The 22,369-nt window shown below is 46.3% G+C and carries 14 protein-coding genes; 10 read left to right on the top strand and 4 right to left on the bottom strand.

Annotated features, from left to right (window positions below):
* Positions 1-2: 2 nt before the first annotated feature.
* From Q1Q15_RS16615 to Q1Q15_RS16580, 8 genes are all read left to right on the top strand, one after another.
* Positions 3-497: a DnaJ domain-containing protein gene (locus Q1Q15_RS16615; RefSeq protein WP_300462386.1), complete on the top strand. Its 495-nt coding sequence runs from the start codon at positions 3-5 to the stop codon at positions 495-497.
* 14 nt (positions 498-511) lie between these two features.
* Complete coding sequence (locus tag Q1Q15_RS16610; protein ID WP_300462383.1) at positions 512-1,318, top strand: alpha/beta hydrolase; 807 nt, start codon at positions 512-514, stop codon at positions 1,316-1,318.
* A 582-nt stretch (positions 1,319-1,900) separates the two neighbouring features.
* Positions 1,901-3,931 (top strand): acetate--CoA ligase, encoded by a 2,031-nt coding sequence (gene acs, locus Q1Q15_RS16605; protein ID WP_300462380.1) that lies wholly within the window; start codon positions 1,901-1,903, stop codon positions 3,929-3,931.
* Positions 3,932-3,962: 31 nt separating this feature from the next.
* Positions 3,963-5,864 carry a propionyl-CoA synthetase gene (locus tag Q1Q15_RS16600; RefSeq protein ID WP_300462378.1) on the top strand — a complete coding sequence of 634 codons (1,902 nt, stop codon included), beginning with the start codon at positions 3,963-3,965 and terminating at the stop codon, positions 5,862-5,864.
* 153 nt (positions 5,865-6,017) lie between these two features.
* A complete protein-coding gene (locus tag Q1Q15_RS16595; RefSeq protein WP_300462375.1) occupies positions 6,018-7,811 on the top strand; it encodes a sodium:solute symporter family protein in 1,794 nt (597 codons plus the stop codon).
* Positions 7,812-8,000: 189 nt separating this feature from the next.
* Positions 8,001-10,151, top strand: a complete 2,151-nt coding sequence (locus tag Q1Q15_RS16590) for an exonuclease domain-containing protein (RefSeq protein WP_300462372.1) — start codon at positions 8,001-8,003, stop codon at positions 10,149-10,151.
* Between the two features lie 91 nt (positions 10,152-10,242).
* Positions 10,243-10,866, top strand: coding sequence for a LemA family protein (locus Q1Q15_RS16585; RefSeq protein ID WP_300462369.1), 624 nt, complete (start codon positions 10,243-10,245; stop codon positions 10,864-10,866).
* 22 nt (positions 10,867-10,888) lie between these two features.
* Positions 10,889-12,763 (top strand): DUF294 nucleotidyltransferase-like domain-containing protein, encoded by a 1,875-nt coding sequence (locus Q1Q15_RS16580; RefSeq protein WP_300462367.1) that lies wholly within the window; start codon positions 10,889-10,891, stop codon positions 12,761-12,763.
* Positions 12,764-13,355: 592 nt separating this feature from the next.
* Here the strand turns inward: Q1Q15_RS16580 and Q1Q15_RS16575 are convergent.
* Genes Q1Q15_RS16575 through Q1Q15_RS16565 form a run of 3 tightly spaced genes read right to left on the bottom strand, consistent with a single transcriptional unit; the run spans position 13,356 to position 16,880 of the window.
* Positions 13,356-15,188 carry a UbiD family decarboxylase gene (locus tag Q1Q15_RS16575; RefSeq protein WP_300462365.1) on the bottom strand — a complete coding sequence of 611 codons (1,833 nt, stop codon included), beginning with the start codon at positions 15,186-15,188 and terminating at the stop codon, positions 13,356-13,358.
* Between the two features lie 28 nt (positions 15,189-15,216).
* Positions 15,217-16,563, bottom strand: coding sequence for a M48 family metalloprotease (locus Q1Q15_RS16570; RefSeq protein ID WP_300462363.1), 1,347 nt, complete (start codon positions 16,561-16,563; stop codon positions 15,217-15,219).
* A 38-nt stretch (positions 16,564-16,601) separates the two neighbouring features.
* Entirely contained in the window at positions 16,602-16,880 is a 279-nt protein-coding gene (locus tag Q1Q15_RS16565; RefSeq protein WP_300462361.1) for a hypothetical protein, read from the bottom strand.
* Between the two features lie 167 nt (positions 16,881-17,047).
* Between Q1Q15_RS16565 and murJ the strand changes: the two genes are divergently transcribed.
* Together murJ and Q1Q15_RS16555 are read left to right on the top strand one after the other, a co-directional pair.
* The gene (gene murJ / locus Q1Q15_RS16560; protein WP_300462359.1) at positions 17,048-18,634 is read left to right on the top strand and encodes a murein biosynthesis integral membrane protein MurJ; all 1,587 of its coding nucleotides are present in this window, start codon (positions 17,048-17,050) and stop codon (positions 18,632-18,634) included.
* Positions 18,613-19,365, top strand: a complete 753-nt coding sequence (locus tag Q1Q15_RS16555) for a Sir2 family NAD-dependent protein deacetylase (protein ID WP_300462358.1) — start codon at positions 18,613-18,615, stop codon at positions 19,363-19,365. Before murJ ends, Q1Q15_RS16555 begins: the two co-directional genes overlap by 22 nt.
* A gap of 5 nt (positions 19,366-19,370) precedes the next feature.
* Here Q1Q15_RS16555 and Q1Q15_RS16550 read toward each other — a convergent pair whose 3' ends face one another.
* The gene (locus Q1Q15_RS16550; protein WP_300462356.1) at positions 19,371-22,337 is read right to left on the bottom strand and encodes a DEAD/DEAH box helicase; all 2,967 of its coding nucleotides are present in this window, start codon (positions 22,335-22,337) and stop codon (positions 19,371-19,373) included.
* Positions 22,338-22,369: the final 32 nt, after the last annotated feature.

The following is a 22,369-nucleotide window of genomic DNA, read 5'->3' as shown; positions in this document are numbered from 1 at the left end:
GGTTGAATCTTTACCTCAAAATAGGATTAATCATCTTCGGCGTGGCGTATTTGATCAGCCCCGTGGACATCCTTCCGGATCTATTACTGCCCTATATCGGCTGGTTGGATGATGGCGTGGTTCTGGGCACCCTCGTCTATCTGATCCGGTATGGAAGACTGCCCAATTTCTTTTTTAAAAAACAGTCCCCCTTCAAGCAGACCTCTGATTGGAAAACCACCGATTTTGCATCCAACAAAAAAAGCCGCCGGACAAACCGCACGAACCGCGAAAGCGATGGGAAACGACAAGCGTCTCAAAAGGTGCCAAAAACCCCTTACGACATTCTGGGTATTCACCCCAATGCCTCCAAAAAAGACATTCAGGCCGCCTATAAGGAAGCCATAAAAAAATACCATCCGGATAAACTTTCCCATCTGGGTGAAGAATTTTCTGATCTTGCCAACAAAAAATTCATTGAAATTCAAAAAGCCTATGACACATTAATGGGAAAATAGAGAGGAATGCTGCCTTGACCCCTTCCCAAAAAAACAGGACGACCTTTTTAACCCTGGGTTCCAGAAAGATTGAAATACAATGGCACGGAACTATTGAAAAAAATCTGCCAACCTTGATTTTTTTGCATGAGGGCCTTGGATGTATACGGATGTGGAAAGATTTCCCTGCAAGGGTATCCCAGGCTACGGGCTGCCCTGCCCTGGTTTATTCACGGTTCGGATATGGCAATTCCGATCCCAGCCCCCTGCCATGGAAAATCAATTTCATGCACAAACAAGCCCGGCATATATTACCGGCCATTATAAACCAAGCACACATTAAAGACTATATTCTGATCGGTCATTCCGATGGCGGCTCCATTGCCATTATCTTTGCCGGCAGCCCTGATGCAAAAGGATTAAAGGGATTGATCACTCAATCCGCCCACGTATTCTGCGAACAGATCACCGTGGATTGCATCCTTCAAGCAAAAATAAATTATGAACAGCATCAATTGAGGCAAGGCCTTGAAAAATACCATGGCAAAAATACCGAAAATGCTTTCCGGGGATGGAATGATATCTGGCTGCACCCCAATTTTATCCACTGGAACATTAAAAAATATTTAAGTAGAATCCATGTTCCCATACTCGCCATCCAGGGAACGGACGATCAGTATGGTACCATCAGACAAATTCAATCCATCAAAGACCATGCCCCCTTTGCTGAAACGCGCCTGATTGCAAATTGCAGGCACTCACCCCACATTGAACACCCCGAACACGTGTTAACGATCATGACACAATTTATTCAGGGGATTCTCACACACAAAAAATTATAATGGCCCCTGTGACATTTATTTTATAAAAACTGATTATCAACATTGCACGAAATAATGAAGTAATCATACGATTCATAAAATAATTTAATTTTTACTTAAAAAAACATCAAATTTTCATTTTATTTTAATAAAAAAAGTAAATTTTTTATTAAAATCTGTCTTGTTTAAATATATTTAACATAGTTTAAAGACATTTATCCCTAAAATTTTAGCAAGTTAGCTTAAAAGTTTTCCCAAACCATTTCATCTATTATAAAATTTTATTTTTTTTCAGCGACAAAAAGCAACTTTTTTGTTGACTTACTCTTTAGTTCTTAATAATGCTTAAGTACGACATGATTCGGATTCACTAAATAATTACGATTTTCCCCATCTCCTTTGGTACGTTGCCTGGACTCAATCTGAAGCGTTAAAAAAAACTGCTTTTAGCTATAACTTAATTGTTAAATTTAAAAATATTTTTAAACCTTTTTCATACCATTTTTATTCTAAAAAAAAAGGGAGGTGGTGCCGTCTTTATTGTTTCCTTAAGCCTTTATTAAAATAGCAATTTAACCCGTATAAACCCAAAGGAGATAATCAATGAGCAAAAAAGATGTCGTTGAAACTACAGAGGCCCAGATAGCAGTCCATTGGAAAGAAGAAGAATATTATTATCCATCCACAAAATTCATTGCTCAGGCCAACCTTACAGATCCAGCGGTTTTTGATCGATTCAGCCTGGATAACTTTCCGGATTACTACACAGAATATGCTGAACTGCTGACATGGTACAAGTATTGGGATGAAGTTCTGGATGCCAGCGATGCACCCTGTTACAAATGGTTTAGAGGTGGAAAGATCAATGCCAGTTATAATTGCATAGACCGTCATCTAAAGGACAGTAAAAACAAAACAGCCATCCATTTTGTCCCGGAGCTTGAACAAGAAAAGATCGAGCATATCACCTACCAGGAACTGTATGTCAGGGTAAATGAATTTGCTGCGTTGTTACGGGATCATGCAAAACTTAAAAGAGGGGACAGGGTAACCATCCATATGCCCATGTCGGCAGAGCTTCCCATCACCATGCTTGCCTGTGCAAGACTGGGTGTGATTCATTCCGTTGTTTTTGGTGGATTCTCACCCAGTGCCAGTGCCGACAGAATCGTCGATTCCCAATCCAGGGTGTTGATCGTCTCGGATGCGTATTACAGGGCAGGCAAGCTGCTGAATCATAAAGTCAATGCCGACGAAGCCGTTAAAATTGCAGCAGAGCAGGGACAGACCGTCGATACAGTGCTCGTGTGGCAGAGATACCCGGGCAAATATTCCTCAGACACACCCATGGTCGAAGGAAGAGACGTCTTTGTCAATGAGAAATTGAAAGATTATTATGGCGCCAGGATTGAACCCGAGCAGATGTTGTCTGAAGACCCTCTGTTTTTAATGTACACCAGTGGCACCACGGGTAAACCCAAAGGGTGCCAGCACGGAACGGGCGGTTACCTTGCCTATGTTACCGCCATGTCAAAATATATCCAGGACATCCATCCTGAAGACGTTTACTGGTGCATGGCAGATATTGGATGGATTACCGGCCACTCGTTTATTGTTTATGGCCCCCTGGCCCTGTGTGCGTCTACCGTTATTTATGAAGGCGTCCCAACCTATCCGGATGCCGGTCGCTCCTGGAGAATTGCCCAGGAACTGGACGTCAATATTTTTCATACCGCCCCAACAGCCATAAGGGCCTTAAGAAAACTGGGACCGGATGAACCCGCCAAATACACTTACCATTTCAAACACATGACAACCGTTGGTGAACCCATCGAGCCGGAAGTCTGGAAATGGTATGAATCTGCTGTGGGCAAAGGAGAAGCCATTATTGTGGATACCTACTGGCAGACAGAGACCGGTGGATTCCTTTGCAGTACCGTCCCGGGCATCAAGCCCATGAAACCCGGAAGCGCAGGCCCCGGAGTTCCCGGTATCCACCCGATTATCTTTGATGAGGATGGCCATGAAGTGTCACAGGCCGGTGTTGCCGGAAATATCTGTATCCAGAACCCCTGGCCGGGAATGTTCCAGACCATCTGGGGAGACAGGGACAGATTTGTTGAAACCTATTTTGGAAAATATAATACGAAACCCGACAGTAAAGACTGGAGAGACTGGCCCTACCTGACCGGTGATGCGGCCACCATGTCCGAAGACGGCTATTACAGGGTCCTGGGCAGGATTGATGACGTTATCAATGTGTCGGGTCACCGCCTGGGCACCAAGGAAATCGAATCTGCCGCCCTGGTCGTCGAAGAGGTGGCCGAAGCTGCCGTTGTTCCGGTTGCCCACGACATCAAAGGCAAGGAACCGGATCTGTATGTTGCCCTGAAAACCGGTGTTGTGCCCTCTGAGGAACTGGCCCAGAAAATTTCCAATGCCATTTGTGACCAGATCGGCAAGATTGCCAAACCCAGAAAAGTATGGCTGGTACCGGATATGCCCAAGACCCGGTCCGGAAAAATCATGAGACGGGTTCTGGGCGCCATCTCCAACAGGGGGGATGTGGGCAATGTCATGACACTGGCAAATCCTGAAGTTGTAGAAGAAATCAGGATTATGGTTCAAAAATAATGTATCCGATGTAAGTTCAGGAGGTTATTGTATGGTCAATTTGTATGCCGAAGCGTATGCACAATCTATAAATGACCCGGATAAATTCTGGGGATCGGTTGCGGAAGACTGTCATTGGTATAAACGCTGGGATAAAGTTCTGGATGATTCAAACAAGCCGTTCTATCGATGGTTTACCGGTGGAGAAACCAACACCTGTTACAATGCCGTTGATCTTCATGTGGATAACGGCAGGGGGGATCAGGATGCCATTATCTATGACAGCCCGGTAACCGATACCATTATAAAATACACCTATGCCGAACTTAAGGACCAGGTGGCAACCTTTGCCGGCGTATTAACCGCTAAAGGGGTAGGCAAGGGGGACCGGGTGATTATTTATATGCCCATGATCCCGGAAGCCGTTTTTGCCATGCTGGCCTGCGCCAGGATCGGTGCTGTCCATTCGGTGGTGTTTGGCGGATTTGCTGCCAATGAGCTGGCCACCCGGATCAATGATGCCAAACCCAAAGTCATTGTGTCGACATCCTGCGGTATTGAGGTAAAAAAGGTCATTGAATACAAACCGCTTTTAGATGAGGCAATTGATTTGTCCGATACCAAACCCGAAGCGTGTATCATTTTCCAGAGACCCCAGGCCACTGCGAAAATGACCGTTGGCAGGGATTTTGACTGGAAGGCGGAAATGGCTGTGGCCGTGGCCCAGGCGTGTGTCCCTGTAAAAGCCACAGACCCGCTCTACATCCTTTACACTTCCGGTACCACCGGACAACCCAAAGGGGTGGTAAGGGATAATGGCGGCCATATGGTGGCGTTAAAATGGACCATGAGTGCTATTTATGGCGTTAATACGGGGGATGTCTACTGGGCCGCCTCTGATATCGGATGGGTCGTCGGTCATTCGTATATTGTCTACGGCCCCCTCTTTAAGGGATGTACGACCATCCTTTTTGAAGGAAAACCCGTGGGAACACCGGATGCTGCCGTCTTCTGGAGAGTGATCTCCCAGCATAAGGTCAAAACCCTTTTTACGGCGCCCACAGCCTTCCGGGCCATCAAACGGGAAGATCCAAGCGCCCTGTTGATAAAAAACTTTGACTTGTCGTGTTTCAATTACCTGTTCCTGGCAGGAGAGCGGCTGGACCCGGATACCTTGTCATGGGCGGAAAATGCCCTCAAGGTACCGGTGATTGATCACTGGTGGCAAACAGAGACCGGTTGGGCCATTGCAGCCAATTGCGTCGGGCTTCACCAATTTGATGTCAAACCGGGATCTCCCACAAAAGCCGCTCCGGGATGGAACATGGCGGTATTGGACCCTGACGGAAACCCCATCGGTGCAGGAGATATCGGTGCCATTGTCGCCAAACTACCCCTGCCGCCGGGTACATTGCCCACCCTGTGGCAGAATGATCAACGATACATCGATTCCTACCTGAGCACGTTCCCAGGATATTATGAAACGGCTGACGCAGGATTTATTGATCAAGATGGATATATCTATGTCATGGCCAGAACAGACGACATTATCAATGTTGCCGGCCACAGGCTGTCCACCGGTGCCATGGAAGAAGTCATTGCCGGGCACCCCGATGTGGCAGAGTGTGCGGTCATGGGTGTTGAAGACAAACTCAAAGGCCAGATCCCTTTGGGGATGATGGTCTTAAATGCCGGTGTGGAACGGGCGTATGATGAGGTGGTCAACGAAGTCATTGCCCTGGTCAGGAACAAAATTGGTCCGGTTGCTGCGTTTAAAACGGCAACCATTGTCAAACGGCTGCCCAAAACACGATCCGGCAAAATTCTTCGGGGCACCATGCGGGCCATTGCAGACAAAAAAGATTATAAGGTCCCTGCGACCATAGATGATTACACGACCCTGGATGAAATTGAAGACTCTTTAGGAAAAATCGGATATGGCAACAGGGCCTGACGGATTTAAAAGTGAAGCAGTATACATATAACAGATTAAGGGATTCACGGGAAAGGAGGTGGTGTGGTATGCCCTGATTATCCTTGTTAAATCGATAATCATGTGAGTGGTCCGATCAACTCAAAAGAACTAAGACATAGGAGGAAAATTACTATGGAATCGAAAGTAATGTGGGTTTGGGGGTTATTGATACTATACATTATTTATTGTTTTTGGTGGGGGTTAAAAGGCTTTTTTAGTGAGAAAACAACGTCAGGTTATGGCATTGCGGGACGTTCCATCCCCTTTATCGCATTTTTGATGGCAGCCACAGCAGCATCTTTTTCCGGGTGGACATTTGTCGGTCATCCCGGTTTGATCTGGAAGGTCGGACTGGTCTATGCATTTGCATCGTTCTATGTCCTGACCATTCCCATTACCGGCGCCTTTTTTGCCAAAAGAAACTGGCTCATGGGGAAACGCTACGGATTTATCACCCCGGGTGATATGTTTGCCTACTACTATAACAATGAACTGGTTCGCTGGTTGACGGTTCTGGCAGCATTGTTATATTCCATTTTTTATTCCGGCATCCAGTTGATTGCCGCATCAAAACTATTCTACTGGGTGGCCGGGGTACCCCCTACCATCGGTCTGATTTTCATGGCCTTTATTGTCTGGTTCTACGTGGTCACCGGTGGACTTAAGGCAAGTACCTGGGTCGGGGTTCTGCAATTCTGCCTTCTGGTGGGCGGTATCGCATTGCTGGGATTTTATGTTGTCACCTCTGACACCATCGGCGGATGGTCCGGCATGTCGGCGTCCCTGAAGACCCTGGACCCGGAATTTACTACGGTCACCAAAGGACTGATCCACTTTGGTATCGGTGGCGGCTGGACAGCGGTGATGGTCTTAACCTATATGTTTGCCCTCATGGGCATTCAGTCCTCACCGGCATTTATCCTGTGGAACTTTGGCATTAAATCCCCGAAACCATTGGCATGGCAGCAGGTTTTCATGTCCACCTTTGTGGTTGGCGTTTGTTTGTTTTTCTTTTCCGCTTTCCAGGGAATGGGCGCGAAAATACTCGAACTGTCTGGTGTAATAACCCTTGCCAGCGATGGTGATGTGGTGCCGAAACTGATGACGCAGTTCTTACCCGGACCTGTCCTGGGGCTTGTTTTCCTGGGCGCTATTGCCGCCATTCACTCTACTGCCGCGCCCTATATCGGCACCGGGGGTACCATCATCCAGAGGGATGTCTGGTGGCGGTATGTCAGAAGACAGGGGGGTTCCCATAGTGAACAGATCTGGACCAACCGGGTGATGGCCACACTTTTAACGGTTGCGGCGGTTATCGTCAGCCTGACATCATCGGATGCCATTGTTATGATTGGCGGGTTTGCCACCACCTTTGGCACCGTTATGTACCTCATGCTCATTGGGGTTCACTGGGGATTTAAATTTCCCAGCACTGGGGCAGCCCTTGGGCTTCTTGCCGGGATTATTGTCAACATGCTGACCTATTTTGTCTGGAAATACCCCTTATCCATGCACACGGCATTCTGGGGAATTTTTACCGGATTAGTTGTGGCATACGGCTGCCGCGCCCTGGGATTTAAAAATACCGAAGAAACCGATGCCCGGCAAAAAGAAGTCAGGCAATGGCTTGACAGCATTGACGGACCGTCTGAAAGTGGCAAGGTATGGCGTGCCAGGATGAAAGTGGTTGTCCCGTTATGGTATTTCTTTGCGCTGGGTCCTGGTATTCTCCTGGGCAATACCGCCTTTACGTTCTGTGGGTTCCCGGCCATCTGGGCATGGCAGATTGTCTGGTGGATCGTGGGGATTGTGATGATGTGGGCGCTTTGCTTTAAGGCTGAAATGTCTACCACGTCTGAAGAACAGATCAGGCGCGCCGATGTTGAGCTCATGGATGTAACAAAAGAAGCGGATGATATGGCGTAAGTTTTTTTCAAACAATTCAAGGAGGACATGTTATGGCCTTAGAAGACAAATATCTAATTGTAACCATTGCCTTTTGCATCATTCTGGTTGCCAGTTTTGGCTGGGGATGGTGGGGATAATCTTAACGAATAACCGATAACCTTTAATAAAAGAAGAATTCCAAATGAACCGTTTCATTTGGAATTCTTCTTGTCTTTTGATGGCATGATACAAACCAACCGATTCTGGAAATTCGTCTTTTTTACCTTGATTGCAGCACTGATTGTGAGTTGTGGTGTTTTATTCTTTTTCTGGCAGACATTGAGTGAACAGGAAAAAGTGACGGTTATTATGATTGCCAAAGATCATTCTTTGATCCTTATCAGTTTTGTTTTCATATGCATTGCCGTGGCATTTACCGGACTTGAAATCATCTTTCTTACGTATATCAAACCGTTGAAAAAGATATCTGCTGAAGCCGCCATGATTTATTCATCCAATCCTTCCCATAGATTAGCCATTACCGGAAATAAGGATATTAAAAATTTATCTTCTGTTATCAATGACTTTGCGGAAATGTTTGAAAACTTGAACAAAAATATTACCGAGCAGATATTGATTGCCAGAAAAGAGACGGAAAAAGAAAGAAATCTATTGGCCTCAATTATGACGGAACTTCCCCAGGGGGTTATTATCTGCAATCGGAGCGGGCGGATTTTATTGTTTAATTCCCTTGCAAAAGAGTTATTTACACAAAAAGCCCATTCCAAAAGAGCTGAATATTTTATCGGGCTGGGCAGATCCATTTTTCACATCATTGACAAAGATCTCATCGTCCATGCCGTAAAAGAAATCGAAGAGCGATTAAGCCATGACAAACAGACAATGGCCTCTTATTTTATCACCCCGATTTACACCGGGCGACTCATCAGTATTGAAACCATACCCGTTCTGGATCATCATCATCTGATGACGGGTTTTATCCTTACATTTCAGGATGTTTCAGACGATATTGACCGGTATGAGAATATTGATCAAACCCTGTTGTCCTATAAAAAAAGTCTGGACACCCTTCTTTTACAGAAAGAAACGGTTATCCACGATCTGATCAACCACACCAATAATAATGACAGTTGCACCCATCAGTTATGCACAGAAATACTGTCTGAAGAGTCGAAACGCATAAACGAAAAATACCTTCAGATGTCCCGATTTATTCTGGATTCAACACTGAACAAACTGCCGTTAACAACACTGACGTTAGACCACTTTCTCACGACCATACAAAACCGCGTAAAGGTTGAAAATGGCTTAGATATAAAGGTGTTGAATGACGACACAGACATACAAATCCTGGCAGACACCTACTCTTTCACCATAGCCTTTGTTTTCCTCATCGTCAATTTATCAGAACTCACGGCCCAAAAAAAATTTGACCTGGAAATTTCACAATCAAATGGTGAAATCCTGTTTGATATCAAATGGGATAACATTTCCATAAGCAAACACCAGATTGAAAACATGATAACAAAGAAAATAAGGGCGCTGCCATCCTTTGGATATGTTCTAAAGCAAAACCGGTCTGAATTTGAGATTATTTCCGACAACCATCAAACCTGCTCCCAGGTCAGGATTAAGGCAAAAGCCCAATTAAAATCTGCCTTTATCAAGAAAAAGCGACCCGCTGTCATCACTGCCAGCAGACCTGAATTTTATGATTTTAATCTTTTTGATATTAAAGATGAAAACCTTGATTTGCTGGAAGTAAATTTAAAAGACCTTATCTATACGGCATTTGATACGGAAACCACCGGGCTTAACCCTGAGGGCGGTGATGAAATCATTTCCATCGGAGCGGTTCGAATCGTTCATAACCGGATCGTATACCAGGATATTTTTGAAGAACTCATTGATCCTAAACGGGATATTCCCATTGAATCCTATAGAATTCACGGCATAAACTATGAAATGCTCCGGGGTAAGCCGGACATCAACAATATGCTGCCGATATTTAAAAATTATACCTATGACACGGTATTGCTAGGGCATAATATTGCCTTTGATATGAAGATGTTGAAAGTCAAGGAACGGACCACGCATATTAAATTTTCAAATCCTGTCCTTGATACCCTTTTGTTATCCGCAATCCTGCATCCCATTCATGAGCAGCATGATATGGAAAACATTGCCAAACGGCTGGGCGTTAACATTATCGGCAGGCATACCGCCCTTGGAGATGCCATTGCCACGGCGGAAATCTTTATGAAACTGCTCCCCATTTTAAACAGCAATGGCATTTTGACCCTTAACGATGCCATTAAAGCATCCAAAAAAACCTATTATGCCCGGCTGAAATATTAGTTTGGATTGTCGTAAGAATAGTATTGAACACCTTGCCATATAAGTGATACTTGATTGAATATCAACCTTTAACCCTGAAAAGGAGTTCCTTATGCCGCCTCAATTGTCTTTGTGGAAATTTTTTGGATTCTGTGCCGTTTTTATGGGAATTGTTTTGTTTTGTGTTGCTGCCGGTGGGTACACCAGTTTTTACAGATCCCAAAATCGAATTGACGGGACAAAAGCATATTTGACAGATACCTGCAAAGAGCGATTGGATCTGATACCCGGGCTTATCGAGATAACAAAAAAAAGTCTGCCGCAATACCCTACCCAGGAGATAAGCCAAACCACTGAACGGGCCACCCATATTTTGCAATATGTCATTTCCGAAGGAAAACTCGTTGACAAAGATCTGGTCAAAGACTTTGAAGATTCTCAAATGAAATTGACGGCCCAGTTAAAAAATCTGCTTACTCAATCAGATGTCCACCTTGATAAAACCTATTCCCGACAATTTGCAGACATGAAAAACCAATTGATTACTGCCCAGAACAACCTGTTTGTGACAAAAAAACGCTACAATGATGAAGTGGCCTATTATAATACAAGGAAAACCGCAGTCCTGACCTCATTTTTCGCAAAATTATTTGGATTTGATCAAGTCCATTACATAGAACTTTCCAATGAACCGTTTTTGCCTGCCCATCAGGTCTTTGCACCCAAAACACCCTGAAAGATAGAAAGGAGGACGTCTTTTGAAAAATGAATCACAGATTTATCCGTTTTCATTGCTTTCAAAGTTAGAGCAGGAAGCACTCACCACTGCATTCTCCTTTGAAAAAATCAACAAAGATACCGTACTCCTTGAACAGGAAATCACACAGGTTGAAAAATTGTATATCCTTTCCAAAGGTCATGCACACTATTATTATGAACTGAACAACACAAAAATTCTGACCGGAGGATTACGGGCTGGAGACAATTTTGGCGGCCTTTCCCTTCTATTGAATGATGCCATGTCCATCCGGTCTTTAAAGATTATAGAAGACTCGGTATTTGCAACCCTTAAAGCAGATTTTTTTTTAACCCTGTGCACGGCCAATGTAAAATTTCAAGATTATTTTACCAATGAATTTGGCAGGTGCATGCTCAACAAATCCTTTGCCAAAATCATTTCAAGACAGATAATAGACAAAGAATTTAATCTGCCGTTTTTCAATCGGCCCATCCGGGCCATTTTCAAACCCAATATTTCCACCTGTTCCGGGGAATCCAGCATTGAAACAGCTGCCCTTAAAATGAGCCGGAGCCATACCCCTGCCATTCTGATAAAAAAGGGCAAGCAAACCATTCAAGGCATTGTCACCGATGCTGATTTAAAAACAAAAGCCATTGCAAACCATATGGATCTGTCTCAACCCGTGTCACGGATCATGTCATCCCCCGTTATTTCCATTTCAGCTGACTGCCAGGTGTTTGAAGCGTTTTTGGCCATGGTAAAAAATGATACACAGCATCTGGCCGTTTATAGCCAATCCGGTGATATTACCGGGATTATCAGTGGGAAGGACCTTATCCTTGCCCAGGCTGAATCAACCTATCTCCTGATAAAAACCGTAAAATCCGCCCAAACCATTCAAGAAATTGAAGGGATTCATTCAAAACTTGAAAAAATGCTTCTCGACCCCATAAAAAATGGGAGTAATCCTGAGTACATCACGCGTCTGATTGCCACTTTTTCAGATGCCATCATTGAAAAAATCATTGGTTTCTCCCTTGATAAAATGGCACCTCCCCCGTGCAAATTTGTCTTTTTAACCATGGGATCAGAAGGCCGTGAAGAACAGACCCTGATTTCAGACCAGGATAATGCCATTGTCTATGCGGACACCCCACATCCAAAAGTGGCAAAAAAATATTTTGATACGCTGGCAACCCTCATCTGCGACCAGCTCGATCTGGCAGGATACCGGTTTTGTGACGGGAATAATATGGCCAAAAATCCCCAGTGGTGCCAACCCTTATCCCAATGGAAAGCCTATTTCAATGCCTGGATTCGAACCTCAAACCCCGAGAATCTGCTTCATTCCAGTATTTTTTTTGATTTCAGGGGGACATGGGGGGATATGGGTCTGGCAGATGAATTGAAACAGTATCTGTTGAGTTCCATTAAAGGCTGGTCGGGTTTCTTACGGCACCTCACGGAGAATACCCTGTATTTCCGCCCCCCCATCAGTCGTTTCGGCAAACTATTAGTGGAAACTGACGGCAGACAAAAAGGGTCTTTAGATATAAAACTGGCCATGTTGCCACTCATTGATTTTACCCGGGTGTATGCCCTTAATAACGGCATTTCACAAACCAATACCCTGACACGGCTCTTCAGGCTATATACCCGGAATGCCTTAACCAACAAGGAGTACACGGATATTGTCAGGGCCTATAATTATATGATGCGATTACGATTTACAAGACAGATCACCACCATTATGGATGAAGAACAACAACCGGATAATTATATCAACCCCCACAATCTATCTGCCCTTGATCAGAAAATGCTAAAAGAAATTTTCAAAATGACGGAAAACCTTCAGCAGAAACTGAGTGTTGAATTTACCGGGGTGGGTTAGGGACTCGGAAATATCTTACGCCATATTTTGTGTAATTATTTATTTCCGAGTCCCTTAGAGCCGGAACTCAGCCTTGCAATGGTCACAAAAAGAAGTGGCCAGCATTTGTTTACAATGGACACACTTATCCGACAGATAGCGTTCCTTGCCCTGCATCTGGTTACAATGCGGACAATGCCAGTTTTTTCGGGTCGAAACAATTCGATGGCAACTGGGGCATTTGAATGGAAATTTCCTAAAAATCAGGTAAAAAATGCCTGACCCAATAAAAAAAGGCCCCAGCAATTTAAATTGAACGGTTGTTGAGAATTGATCAAATGACATTGAACTGGAAAGAATGACCCATAGCAGAAAAAAGATAGCTGTGATTGCCAGAAATTTAAACCGAAAATGAAAATAAACACTCTGTAATGGTTTTTCCTCCATACCTTGTAAGCTCCTTTGTTTTATTGTTTTAACACCCTCATTTTGTTCTTTCCGGCACTGGGGTGTCAATTTGGGCCGACGTCAGCAGATAACTGCACTCTTTTTTCAAAAAAGTTTCCCCCGACTAAATAGTGCCTGACCGAAAACTCGTGTTTGGGTGCAAACACTAAATGATGCCAAAAAGCGGCCCGCCTTTTTTCCCCAACGCCTTAACCTTTTCCATGACCTTTGGATCAGACACCAATGGATCTGCATGAAAGGGTTTTATCCTGGCATCGATAATTAAGGGGGGCACACATTCCCAATGTTTAAAACGAATCTTTTCACTCACTCCGTAAATATCATGGGAAGGATTTGACCTTAAAAACGTCACCCATAAAAAATTTGAAAAAGATCTTGCAGCAAAGTCGGCGTCATCCACCACCACAAACAAGGGAAGGGACTCCAGACCGGGTTGCGTCTGCAAATGCTTTTTCAACCGGTTGATGTGTGTTTTTGCTCCAGGATATGTTTTAAATGCAGGTCCTTGCACCACAACCATCCCCGGTGCAACAATTTTTGGATGGAAAAAGGTTTCCGGCAACGAAAAAGTCTGGGGAAAATCCTGTGTCAAGACCCGTTTTCGTTCGCCGGCTGCCGCCATCACCACTTTTGACCCCTGATGGATATCCTGTGTGGAATAATCAAGGGTGTCCATGGTGGTTCGTGCAAAAAAATGGACATCCGCTGCAAAATCGATCCGTTCCAAAAGGTGGATGAAAAAAGCGCGTTCATCGGTCACATCCAATCCCGGATTGTCCTCATGGGCACAGATCAACAGGTATTTTGCCAGGGACAACTGACCCGTCCCCAGCACTCTGGCGGCATGGGTTAACAATTCCCTTGGCATCCTTTTGTCGCAGGGAAGGTACCGCTCATGGGCCTTTACCAGCAGCAAGGGGTGCACCCCTGCATCATCCACGGCATTCACGGCCGTAACCCCGGGAATACTTTCCCGAATCGCGGACCGGGTGATCTCATGGATCAACCGGCCGAAATGGGTATCTTCCTGGGGCGGACGTCCCACCACGGTAAACGGAAAAATCGCATCTTTTCTGTGGTAGACAGACTCTACCTTTAAATAGGGATAGGCATGGGCAAGGGAATAATACCCCAGGTGGTCACCAAAGGGTCCTTCCTGTTTTGTTTCGCCCGGTACAAGGATCCCGGTGATACAGAAATCTGCATCACTGGAAATAAAATGGTGATCTTGGGTGGCATATCGAAAATTTCTCCCGGCCAGGGCCCCGGCAAAGGCAATCTCGGGAAGGCCTTCCGGGAGCGGCATAACAGCGGCCAGGGTATGGGCCGGCGGCCCGCCAATAAAGATGCTGACCCGTAAGGCCTGGTGTTTCTCCAGGGCGCGTTTATGATGGTTGCCGATCCCCCGGTGCAATTGGTAATGAAGACCGATCTCTTTGCCGGGATCATAGTCATTTCCTGAAATCTGAATCCGGTACATGCCCAGGTTTGAACTGAAAACAGAGTCGTTTTCAGGATCTTTGGAAAAAACCTGGGGCAGCAGGATAAAGGCACCGCCATCCTTGGGCCAGCATTTAATCATGGGAAGATCCCGGATATCGCATGTGTTTTCCAGGACTTTGGGCCGGGATACAGGTAACGGCAGCGCATGTAACGCTGCCGGCAGGGCCCGGAATATCTTCCCCGGAGATGCCACCAGCCCCCCGGGATCTGATTTCATCTCCACAAGGGCTTTTACCGATGCCAGTTGGGGCTCAAATATTTTTTGGGTTCTTTCCCAGGTGCCGAACAGATTCGAGACAGCAGAAAATTTAGTGTTCTTCACATGGGTAAACCACAGGGCCGGACCTTTGGCATTAAACACCTGTCTGGTAATTTCAGCCATGTCAAGGTTCGGATCAACCGGCTGTGGGATCGTTACAAGTTCCCCCTGTTTTTCCAGGACGTTGATACACTGCCGGAGGCTTGAAAATTTCATACGTTATCGTCTTCCCGAGATTGATTGGCTATTTGGCATAGCCCCATACTTTCAGTCGATTATAAGCATGCTTGGAATATGGGTTGGGTTGATAATCGATCATTTTTAAATAGGTCATATAATGATTGGCTGCCACGGCCTTATCCCCTTTTTTATCAAGGCAATATCCCTTATAGAAATTTATTTGCGGGTTACCCGGCAAGACCTGATCACACGTGTTAAAATTTTGATAGGCCTCCCCATATTTTTCAAGCTGGACACTGGCCATCCCGGCAAGATAGTAGCCCTGGGCTTCCGAGGGATACAGGGTCTTCGCGGTGTTGGCATAGGGCAAGGCCTGGGATGGTTTTTCCCGTATCATCAGGCATTTGGCCATTAATACATGAGCGGTATAATCCCCTTTTAATTTGTTCAACGATTGTTTAAACGTATTCTCGGCTTCATCGTACTGCTTTTCAGCCAAAAATTTTTCCCCCTGCTGCAGCAATTCTATGCCGTCTTTTTTCTCCCGCAGGGAAGCGGTATGATCCATATATCGTTCTCGTTTCAGCGGATACGATTTTGAAGACTGATACATCCCTTTTTCTCTTTGAACGGCAGCAGTCAGCCGTTCCGAGCTCATGGGATGGGTTGAAAAAAGAATCTGGGCGGAACTGGGTTTTTCCTTGTGCAATGAATCCAACATTTCCATGAGTTCGACAAACCCTTTGGAAGGATAGCCCGCCTTCACCATATACGCATTCCCCAGAAAATCCGCTTCCCTTTCATTATCCCGGCTGTACCTGGATAAGAGCAATCCCTGACCCAGCATACCAAGCTGCTGCGCCAACTCGCCAAGGCCTGAGCCTTGAGTGCCCGCGGCTATGGACACGCCACTCACCAGCAGGGAAGACAACTGCCCTTTGGAAATCTGCTCTGCCGTATGCCTGGCATTGACATGCCCCAGCTCATGGCCGATCAAAGCGGCTAATTGGGCCTCATTGTCAAGTTTCAATAGAATTCCCCTTGTAACGGCAATCGTACCGCCGGGGAAAGCATAGGCATTGATATAGGTGGCATTCACACTATTAAAGGTATAGGGCATCTGGGGCCTGTGAACATTGGGTAACAATGCGTTGCCCACATCAGACACATACTGGTTGATGCCGGTATCCTGGGTAATACCGTAATCGGATGAAAACTGAAAGGGTGACTGCTGCCGGTCAATCCCGATCTCCTGCTGCTGGGACACCATCATCAACTGCTGTTTTCCTGTAACAGGGTCAACAGCACACCCTGTAAACACGCCCATGCCGGCAACAGATGCCGCCATGGCGGTTAAATATTCCAAAAACTGTCTTCTTGAAATGGTACCTCGGCATGGTGACGGATTCATTTGTCGTTTTCCCTTTGTGATCATTTCTTTTGCAGCGGTTAATGGTTCTTCAGAAACAAACCGATCGTTAAAAGAAGAACCCCAAGCCCTAGTAAAAAACAAAAAAATGGTGTCTCATAAATCAAAAAATCCAGCGAATCTTGAACAATGGCAATATTTACCCCCCCGATAATGGATTCGGCGGTATCCTCCCCGATCATTTTTGAGATCGTTAAATCAACCCAGAAATTTTGGGCTGCCATAAACTGAGAGATCCCAGTAAAAACTCCCACAAAAAACCCTGCCAGCAAGGAACAAACGCCCAGTCTAGTTATCATATCTATTTTTCCTTATTCCTGAAGTATACCATCACCATGCCTCACTATATTCTGCAAACTTTGTTCAAGTCAAACTATTTTCCCCCCCAGGACTTTTATTTGCCCATCTGTTATGATAAACCCTGTTCACATGATGAACCAAACCCTTATCCCATGTAAAAATAGCCATGGCTGATGAAACCTTACTAAAAAAAATCGGATGGGCATCTGTTATCATGATGGCATCCGTATTTGCCAGTCGGGTGATCGGTGTCTTCCGGGAAATGGCCATTGCCGGTTTCGGCGGCATAAAAGCCGGGGTTGATGCCTATCAGATTGCGTTTATTCTTCCGGAAATCCTTAATCACATCGTGGCAAGCGGGTTTCTTTCCATCACCTTTATTCCCATATTTGCCCACTATCTTTCCTTGAAAAGAACAGAGGAGGGATACCGGGTTTTTTCAATTATTTTAAATGGGTTCGGGCTTGTCCTGTTATGCTTTATTCTGGTCACCATGATATGGGCCCCCCAATTTGTGCGCCTGTTTGCACCGGGTATCCAGGACCCCGAGACCTTTGGCCTTGCCGTAAAAATGACCCGGATTATCATTCCGGCCCAGTTTTTCTTTTTCGCAGGCGGCCTGCTCATGGCAGTCCAGTTTGCCCATGAAAAATTTTTCATCCCAGCCCTTGCGCCGTTGATATACAATATCTGCATTATTCTGGGCGGACTTCTCCTGGGCCCTTTCATGGGCATGGAAGGCTTTGCCTGGGGCGTACTGGCAGGCGCATTCCTGGGCAATTTTGCCGTCCAGCTGATCGGCACAAAAAAACTGGGGGTCCAATATTTCCCGATTATCAATTTTACCCATCCGGATTTAATCCGGTATATTGGCCTCACGCTTCCGTTAATGATAGGGCTTACCATGACGTTTTCAACGGAAATTCTTTTGAAATTTTTTGGTTCCTATTTAACCCAGGGCAGTATTGCTGCCATGAATTATGCCCTCCGGGTGATGTTTATTCTTGTGGGACTTTTCGGACAGGCCATTGGGATGGCCTCCTATCCGTTTATGGCTAAACTTGCCCAGAAAGGCGATATGGTTGAGTTAAACCGGGTGCTCAACCGAACATTGAAATTTATTTTTCTTGTGATTCCCTTTTCTGTTCTGTTTATTGTTTTAAGTCATGAAATCATACAGATCCTTTTCCAAAGAGGTCAATTTGATGCAGAGGCGACCCGGGTGACAGCAGGGATTTTACCATTTTTCATGGTCGGTGCCTTTGCCTTTTCAGCCCAGAATATCGTCTCAAGAGGATACTATGCCCTTCAAAACACCCTCTTTCCCGCCGTATTTACAAGCCTTTGCGTTGTGCTCACCCTGCCCTTTATTTACCTGTTCATGCGGACAATGGGCCCCAGAGGGGTGGCTTTAGGCTTGTCGTTGTCCGTTACCCTTCAGGCATTTATCCTGTTTGAATGCTGGAATAAAAAAAGTTTAAATACCGAAAAAAAAGAGGTGTATCTCTTTTTTCTTAAAATGATCCTCATCAGCCTGGTTATTGGGAGCATCCTTTTTATTACCGCCATGGCCCTGAGACACCTGATAGATCCCTCAACATTTTTGGGATCCGGGGCCATTGTTGGCCTGATCGGGATTGAATTTTTATCGTTATTTTTCTTCGCCGGGATTCTTTTGAAAATTCAAGAAATTCTTTATCTGTATAAAACCATTTACGAAAGGCTTTTCCCATGGATGAAACCATCGCTCTAGTGGCCCGAAAAATCAAAACATCAAAACGGCTGGTTGTCTTTACCGGCGCCGGTATTTCCACGGAAAGCGGCATCCCTGATTACCGGAGTCAGGGCGGCATATGGGACAAATTCAAACCGGTTTACTTTGATGAATTCATGTCTTCAAAAGACGCACGGATCAGGTATTGGGATCAGCGGCTGGAAATGGAAAAAAGCCTGTCCAAAGCCACGCCCAATGTCGGTCATATGAGCATCGCAGCGTTACATGACCTTGGGCTGCTGGAGGCCCTTATCACCCAGAATATTGATGGATTGCATGAGGCCTCGGGAATCCCCGGGGAAAAAATCATCGAACTTCACGGCAATACCCGGCGGGTCAGGTGTATGCGGTGCAACCGATTGATATCCTGGCAGGCGGCACAGGAAATGATAGATGCAGGACACAGGGCCCCGGAATGTTCCTGCTCCGGATACTTTAAACCGGACACCATTTCGTTTGGCCAGGCCATGCCGGTGGAAGAAACCCAGAGAGCATCCCTGCTGGCATCAAAGAGTGATGTTTTCATGGTCGTGGGCTCCACCCTTCTGGTACAGCCCGCCGCGATGATGCCTGAATATGCCAAAACCGCCGGTGCCTTTCTGGTCATCATTAACCTCTCCAAAACCCCCTATGATACGGTATGTGATGTGCTGATCAGGGGAAAGGCAGGCGACGTCCTGGAAAAAATTGTGGCACAGGTCATGCATTAACGGTCTCACCACTTGACCGGGATTCTGACTTGATGACCCGCCTTGTTTCTAAACACGATAAATTGATGATCTTTTCCATACCGGTATAAATCTCTGGTAACCGCTACATCCTGCTTGCAATAGGCGATGATCTTATCAATTTTGCCCTGCTGCCACCATTTAAGCGCCATCAGGCCATCGGCTGTTTTACGGGACCCAAGGGTCTGCTCTGCCAGATGGTCAAGGGAAAGCCGATACCCTAACCTTTCATGAACCGCTAGCAGGATGTCCAGTGTGGGCAATGAAAAAAAATCAAAGTTTGACAGACCGGACAGCACTTTATAATCAAATTGGACGATGTTAAAGCCGATGACCAGGTCTAATGTTTGAAGATCCGCACACAGCAATTCAATATCATCCTGCAGGTATTCTTTATACCCGTCAATTTTCGAATCATAAAGGATGGCACAACTGACCCCCATTTTTTCCGCCCTGTTCCATCCACCCACTTCCTGGGCCGATCGCCGGGTTTCAATATCAAGGACCCCGTAGCGCAGGTCTTGGTTACAGGACAGGGGTGAAGCAGCATTCGCATAGGGGTGAGACATGGATGGGGGATGATCATCCTCATCGACATCAGGATTGATATCAGGATTAACATAAGGCCGGGCATTGTCTGGTTTACCGTATCCGGAAAAACGGTCCGCCATCCCCTGGCGGATCTCTTTTCTATCCCGGGCAAGGATCAGTTCAAGGATCTTTAAGGCCGACGATTTATCAATGGGCCGGTTTCCGGATCCACATTTAGGCGAATGCACGCAGGCAGGACAGCCCGTTTCACACCGGCATGACCGGATGACCTCCAGGGTTCTTTCAAGGAGGGTTTGGGACTGATAAAACGCCTGTTGGGACAATCCCAGGCCACCGGGAACGCCGTCATAGATAAATACGGCGGCTTTCCCGATCTGGGGATGAAAGGGGATGGAGATGCCCCCAAGATCATTCCTGTCGGTCATCACCATGAGCGGCAGAATGCCAATGGCCGCATGCTCCAGTGCATGGATCCCCCCCATGAAATGCATCCGGTGGGACTCGATGGTATCTTGTACATCTTCGGGAATTTCAATCCACAGGCCCTGGGTCTCAAATTTAAGTTCCGGCAAATCCAGTGGCACGATACCAATGGATTTCTGATTGGCCACAAGCCGCCGGTCATAGCCGGTTACCTGCTCGGTAATTCTCAACGTACCAAAACCGACACGGGTGCCGTTTACCCGGCAGGCGTCAAGCGGTTTAATGATGGCCGTCGCCTTTGAAGACCGTGCCTTTGTAAAATAATGAACCTCTTTTCGCGTGGCTTCAATATGGCCGTTTTCATGGTCAAACCGGGTGATAACATAAGTTTCTCCCCTGTGCAGGTACACCGCGCCTTCATGGGTTTCAAAATAGGACCTGTGGGTATCTATCTCTCCCAGGCGCTGTTTTGTCTTGTCCAGAAAAATGGGAAGGCTTTTCCCGGTGCCCCTCAGGTTGACCGCCCTGTGGGGGGATTTCCGGGCAGCATACCATTGGTCGCCCTGACGGCTTCTCAACAGCTTTCCGGAATATTCCAGGTCTGACAGGGCATGTTGAACGGCAGTATCATCAAGAAAGGACTCAAACCGGTCCAGGCGCAGCTCGGCTGCAGCACATTCCAGGTGCTGTTTCAGGATCACCGGATTATGGGGGTTGATGATGGCTTTTTCCGGTGGCATACTGAAGAACACATCGGGATGATTGATAAAATATTGATCCAGCGCATCTTCATGGGCGATGAGAATCAGGGCTGAATCCTTGCCGTCCCGGCCTACCCGGCCGGCTCTCTGCCAGGTCGACATGATGGTCCCGGGATATCCCACCAACACACAGATATCCAGATCCCCAATATCGATCCCCAATTCCAGGGCACTGGTGGATACCACCGCCAGCAGCTCTCCCGTGGCCAGTTTTCTTTCAATGGATCGTCTTTCCTCGGGTAAAAATCCGGCCCGGTACGCACTGATTTTATCTGAATACGCCACTGCCTGCTGGGAGGCCCAGATGGCAATCAGTTCTGTAATTTTCCGGGATTGGGTATAACAAATGGTTCTCAACTTCCGGTGAACCGCAGAATGAATCAGGGCAATGGCCGTCCGGGCAGCCCCTTCAAGCCCTCGCATCAGGATCACCTCTTTTTTCCCGGCCGGGGAACCGGATTCATCCACGACCTGCACATCCAGACCGGTTAATCGATGGGCCAGGGATGCGGGATTGGCAATGGTGGCGGAACAAAAGACAAACACCGGCTTTGACCCGTAAAGGTGACAGATCCGTTGCAGCCGTCGGAACACCCATGCCATGTTGGAGCCCATGACGCCCCGATAGGTATGGACTTCATCAATGACGATATATTTTAAGCCTTTAAAAAAATCTTCCCACAAATGATGGTGGGCCAGGAGGGCCAGGTGAAGCATTTCCGGATTTGACAATAAAATATGGGGGGGTGCGTGTCGTATCTTGGATTTCCGGTAGGCAGAAATATCCCCGTCATATACGTCAGCGGTTAACTGAAGGGGATGGCGTGTTGTTGTTCCTGCCACACGTAACAGCTGCTGTACCGTATTCAACTGATCCCGGGCCAGGGCTTTTAATGGAAAAAGATAAAGGGCATGGGACGTTGGATCTTCAAGGAACGTATCAATGACCGGCAGGTTATACACCAGGGTTTTGCCACTGGCTGTGGGGGTGGCAATGACCGTGTGAATACCGCTGCAGATCATTTCCATGGCCGCTTTCTGATGCCGGTAAAGCCTTTTGATACCCAGGGATTTCAGTAAGGGGGACAGGTTGTTGTGAAAGTGTGACCCTTGGGAGGCATAGCGTGCCTCTCTGGCCGGGATGATTCTGTGACAGACAATATCCCCGGCAAACCCCTTATAGTTTTTAAGGGATTGAATATACTCATTCAGACTCACAACATACGTTTCCCTAAAAATTACAGCAATTC

It is taken from the genome of Desulfobacula sp., assembly GCF_030145145.1.
In the GTDB taxonomy this organism is placed as follows: domain Bacteria; phylum Desulfobacterota; class Desulfobacteria; order Desulfobacterales; family Desulfobacteraceae; genus Desulfobacula.
This window is presented reverse-complemented; position numbering and strand designations above follow the sequence as displayed.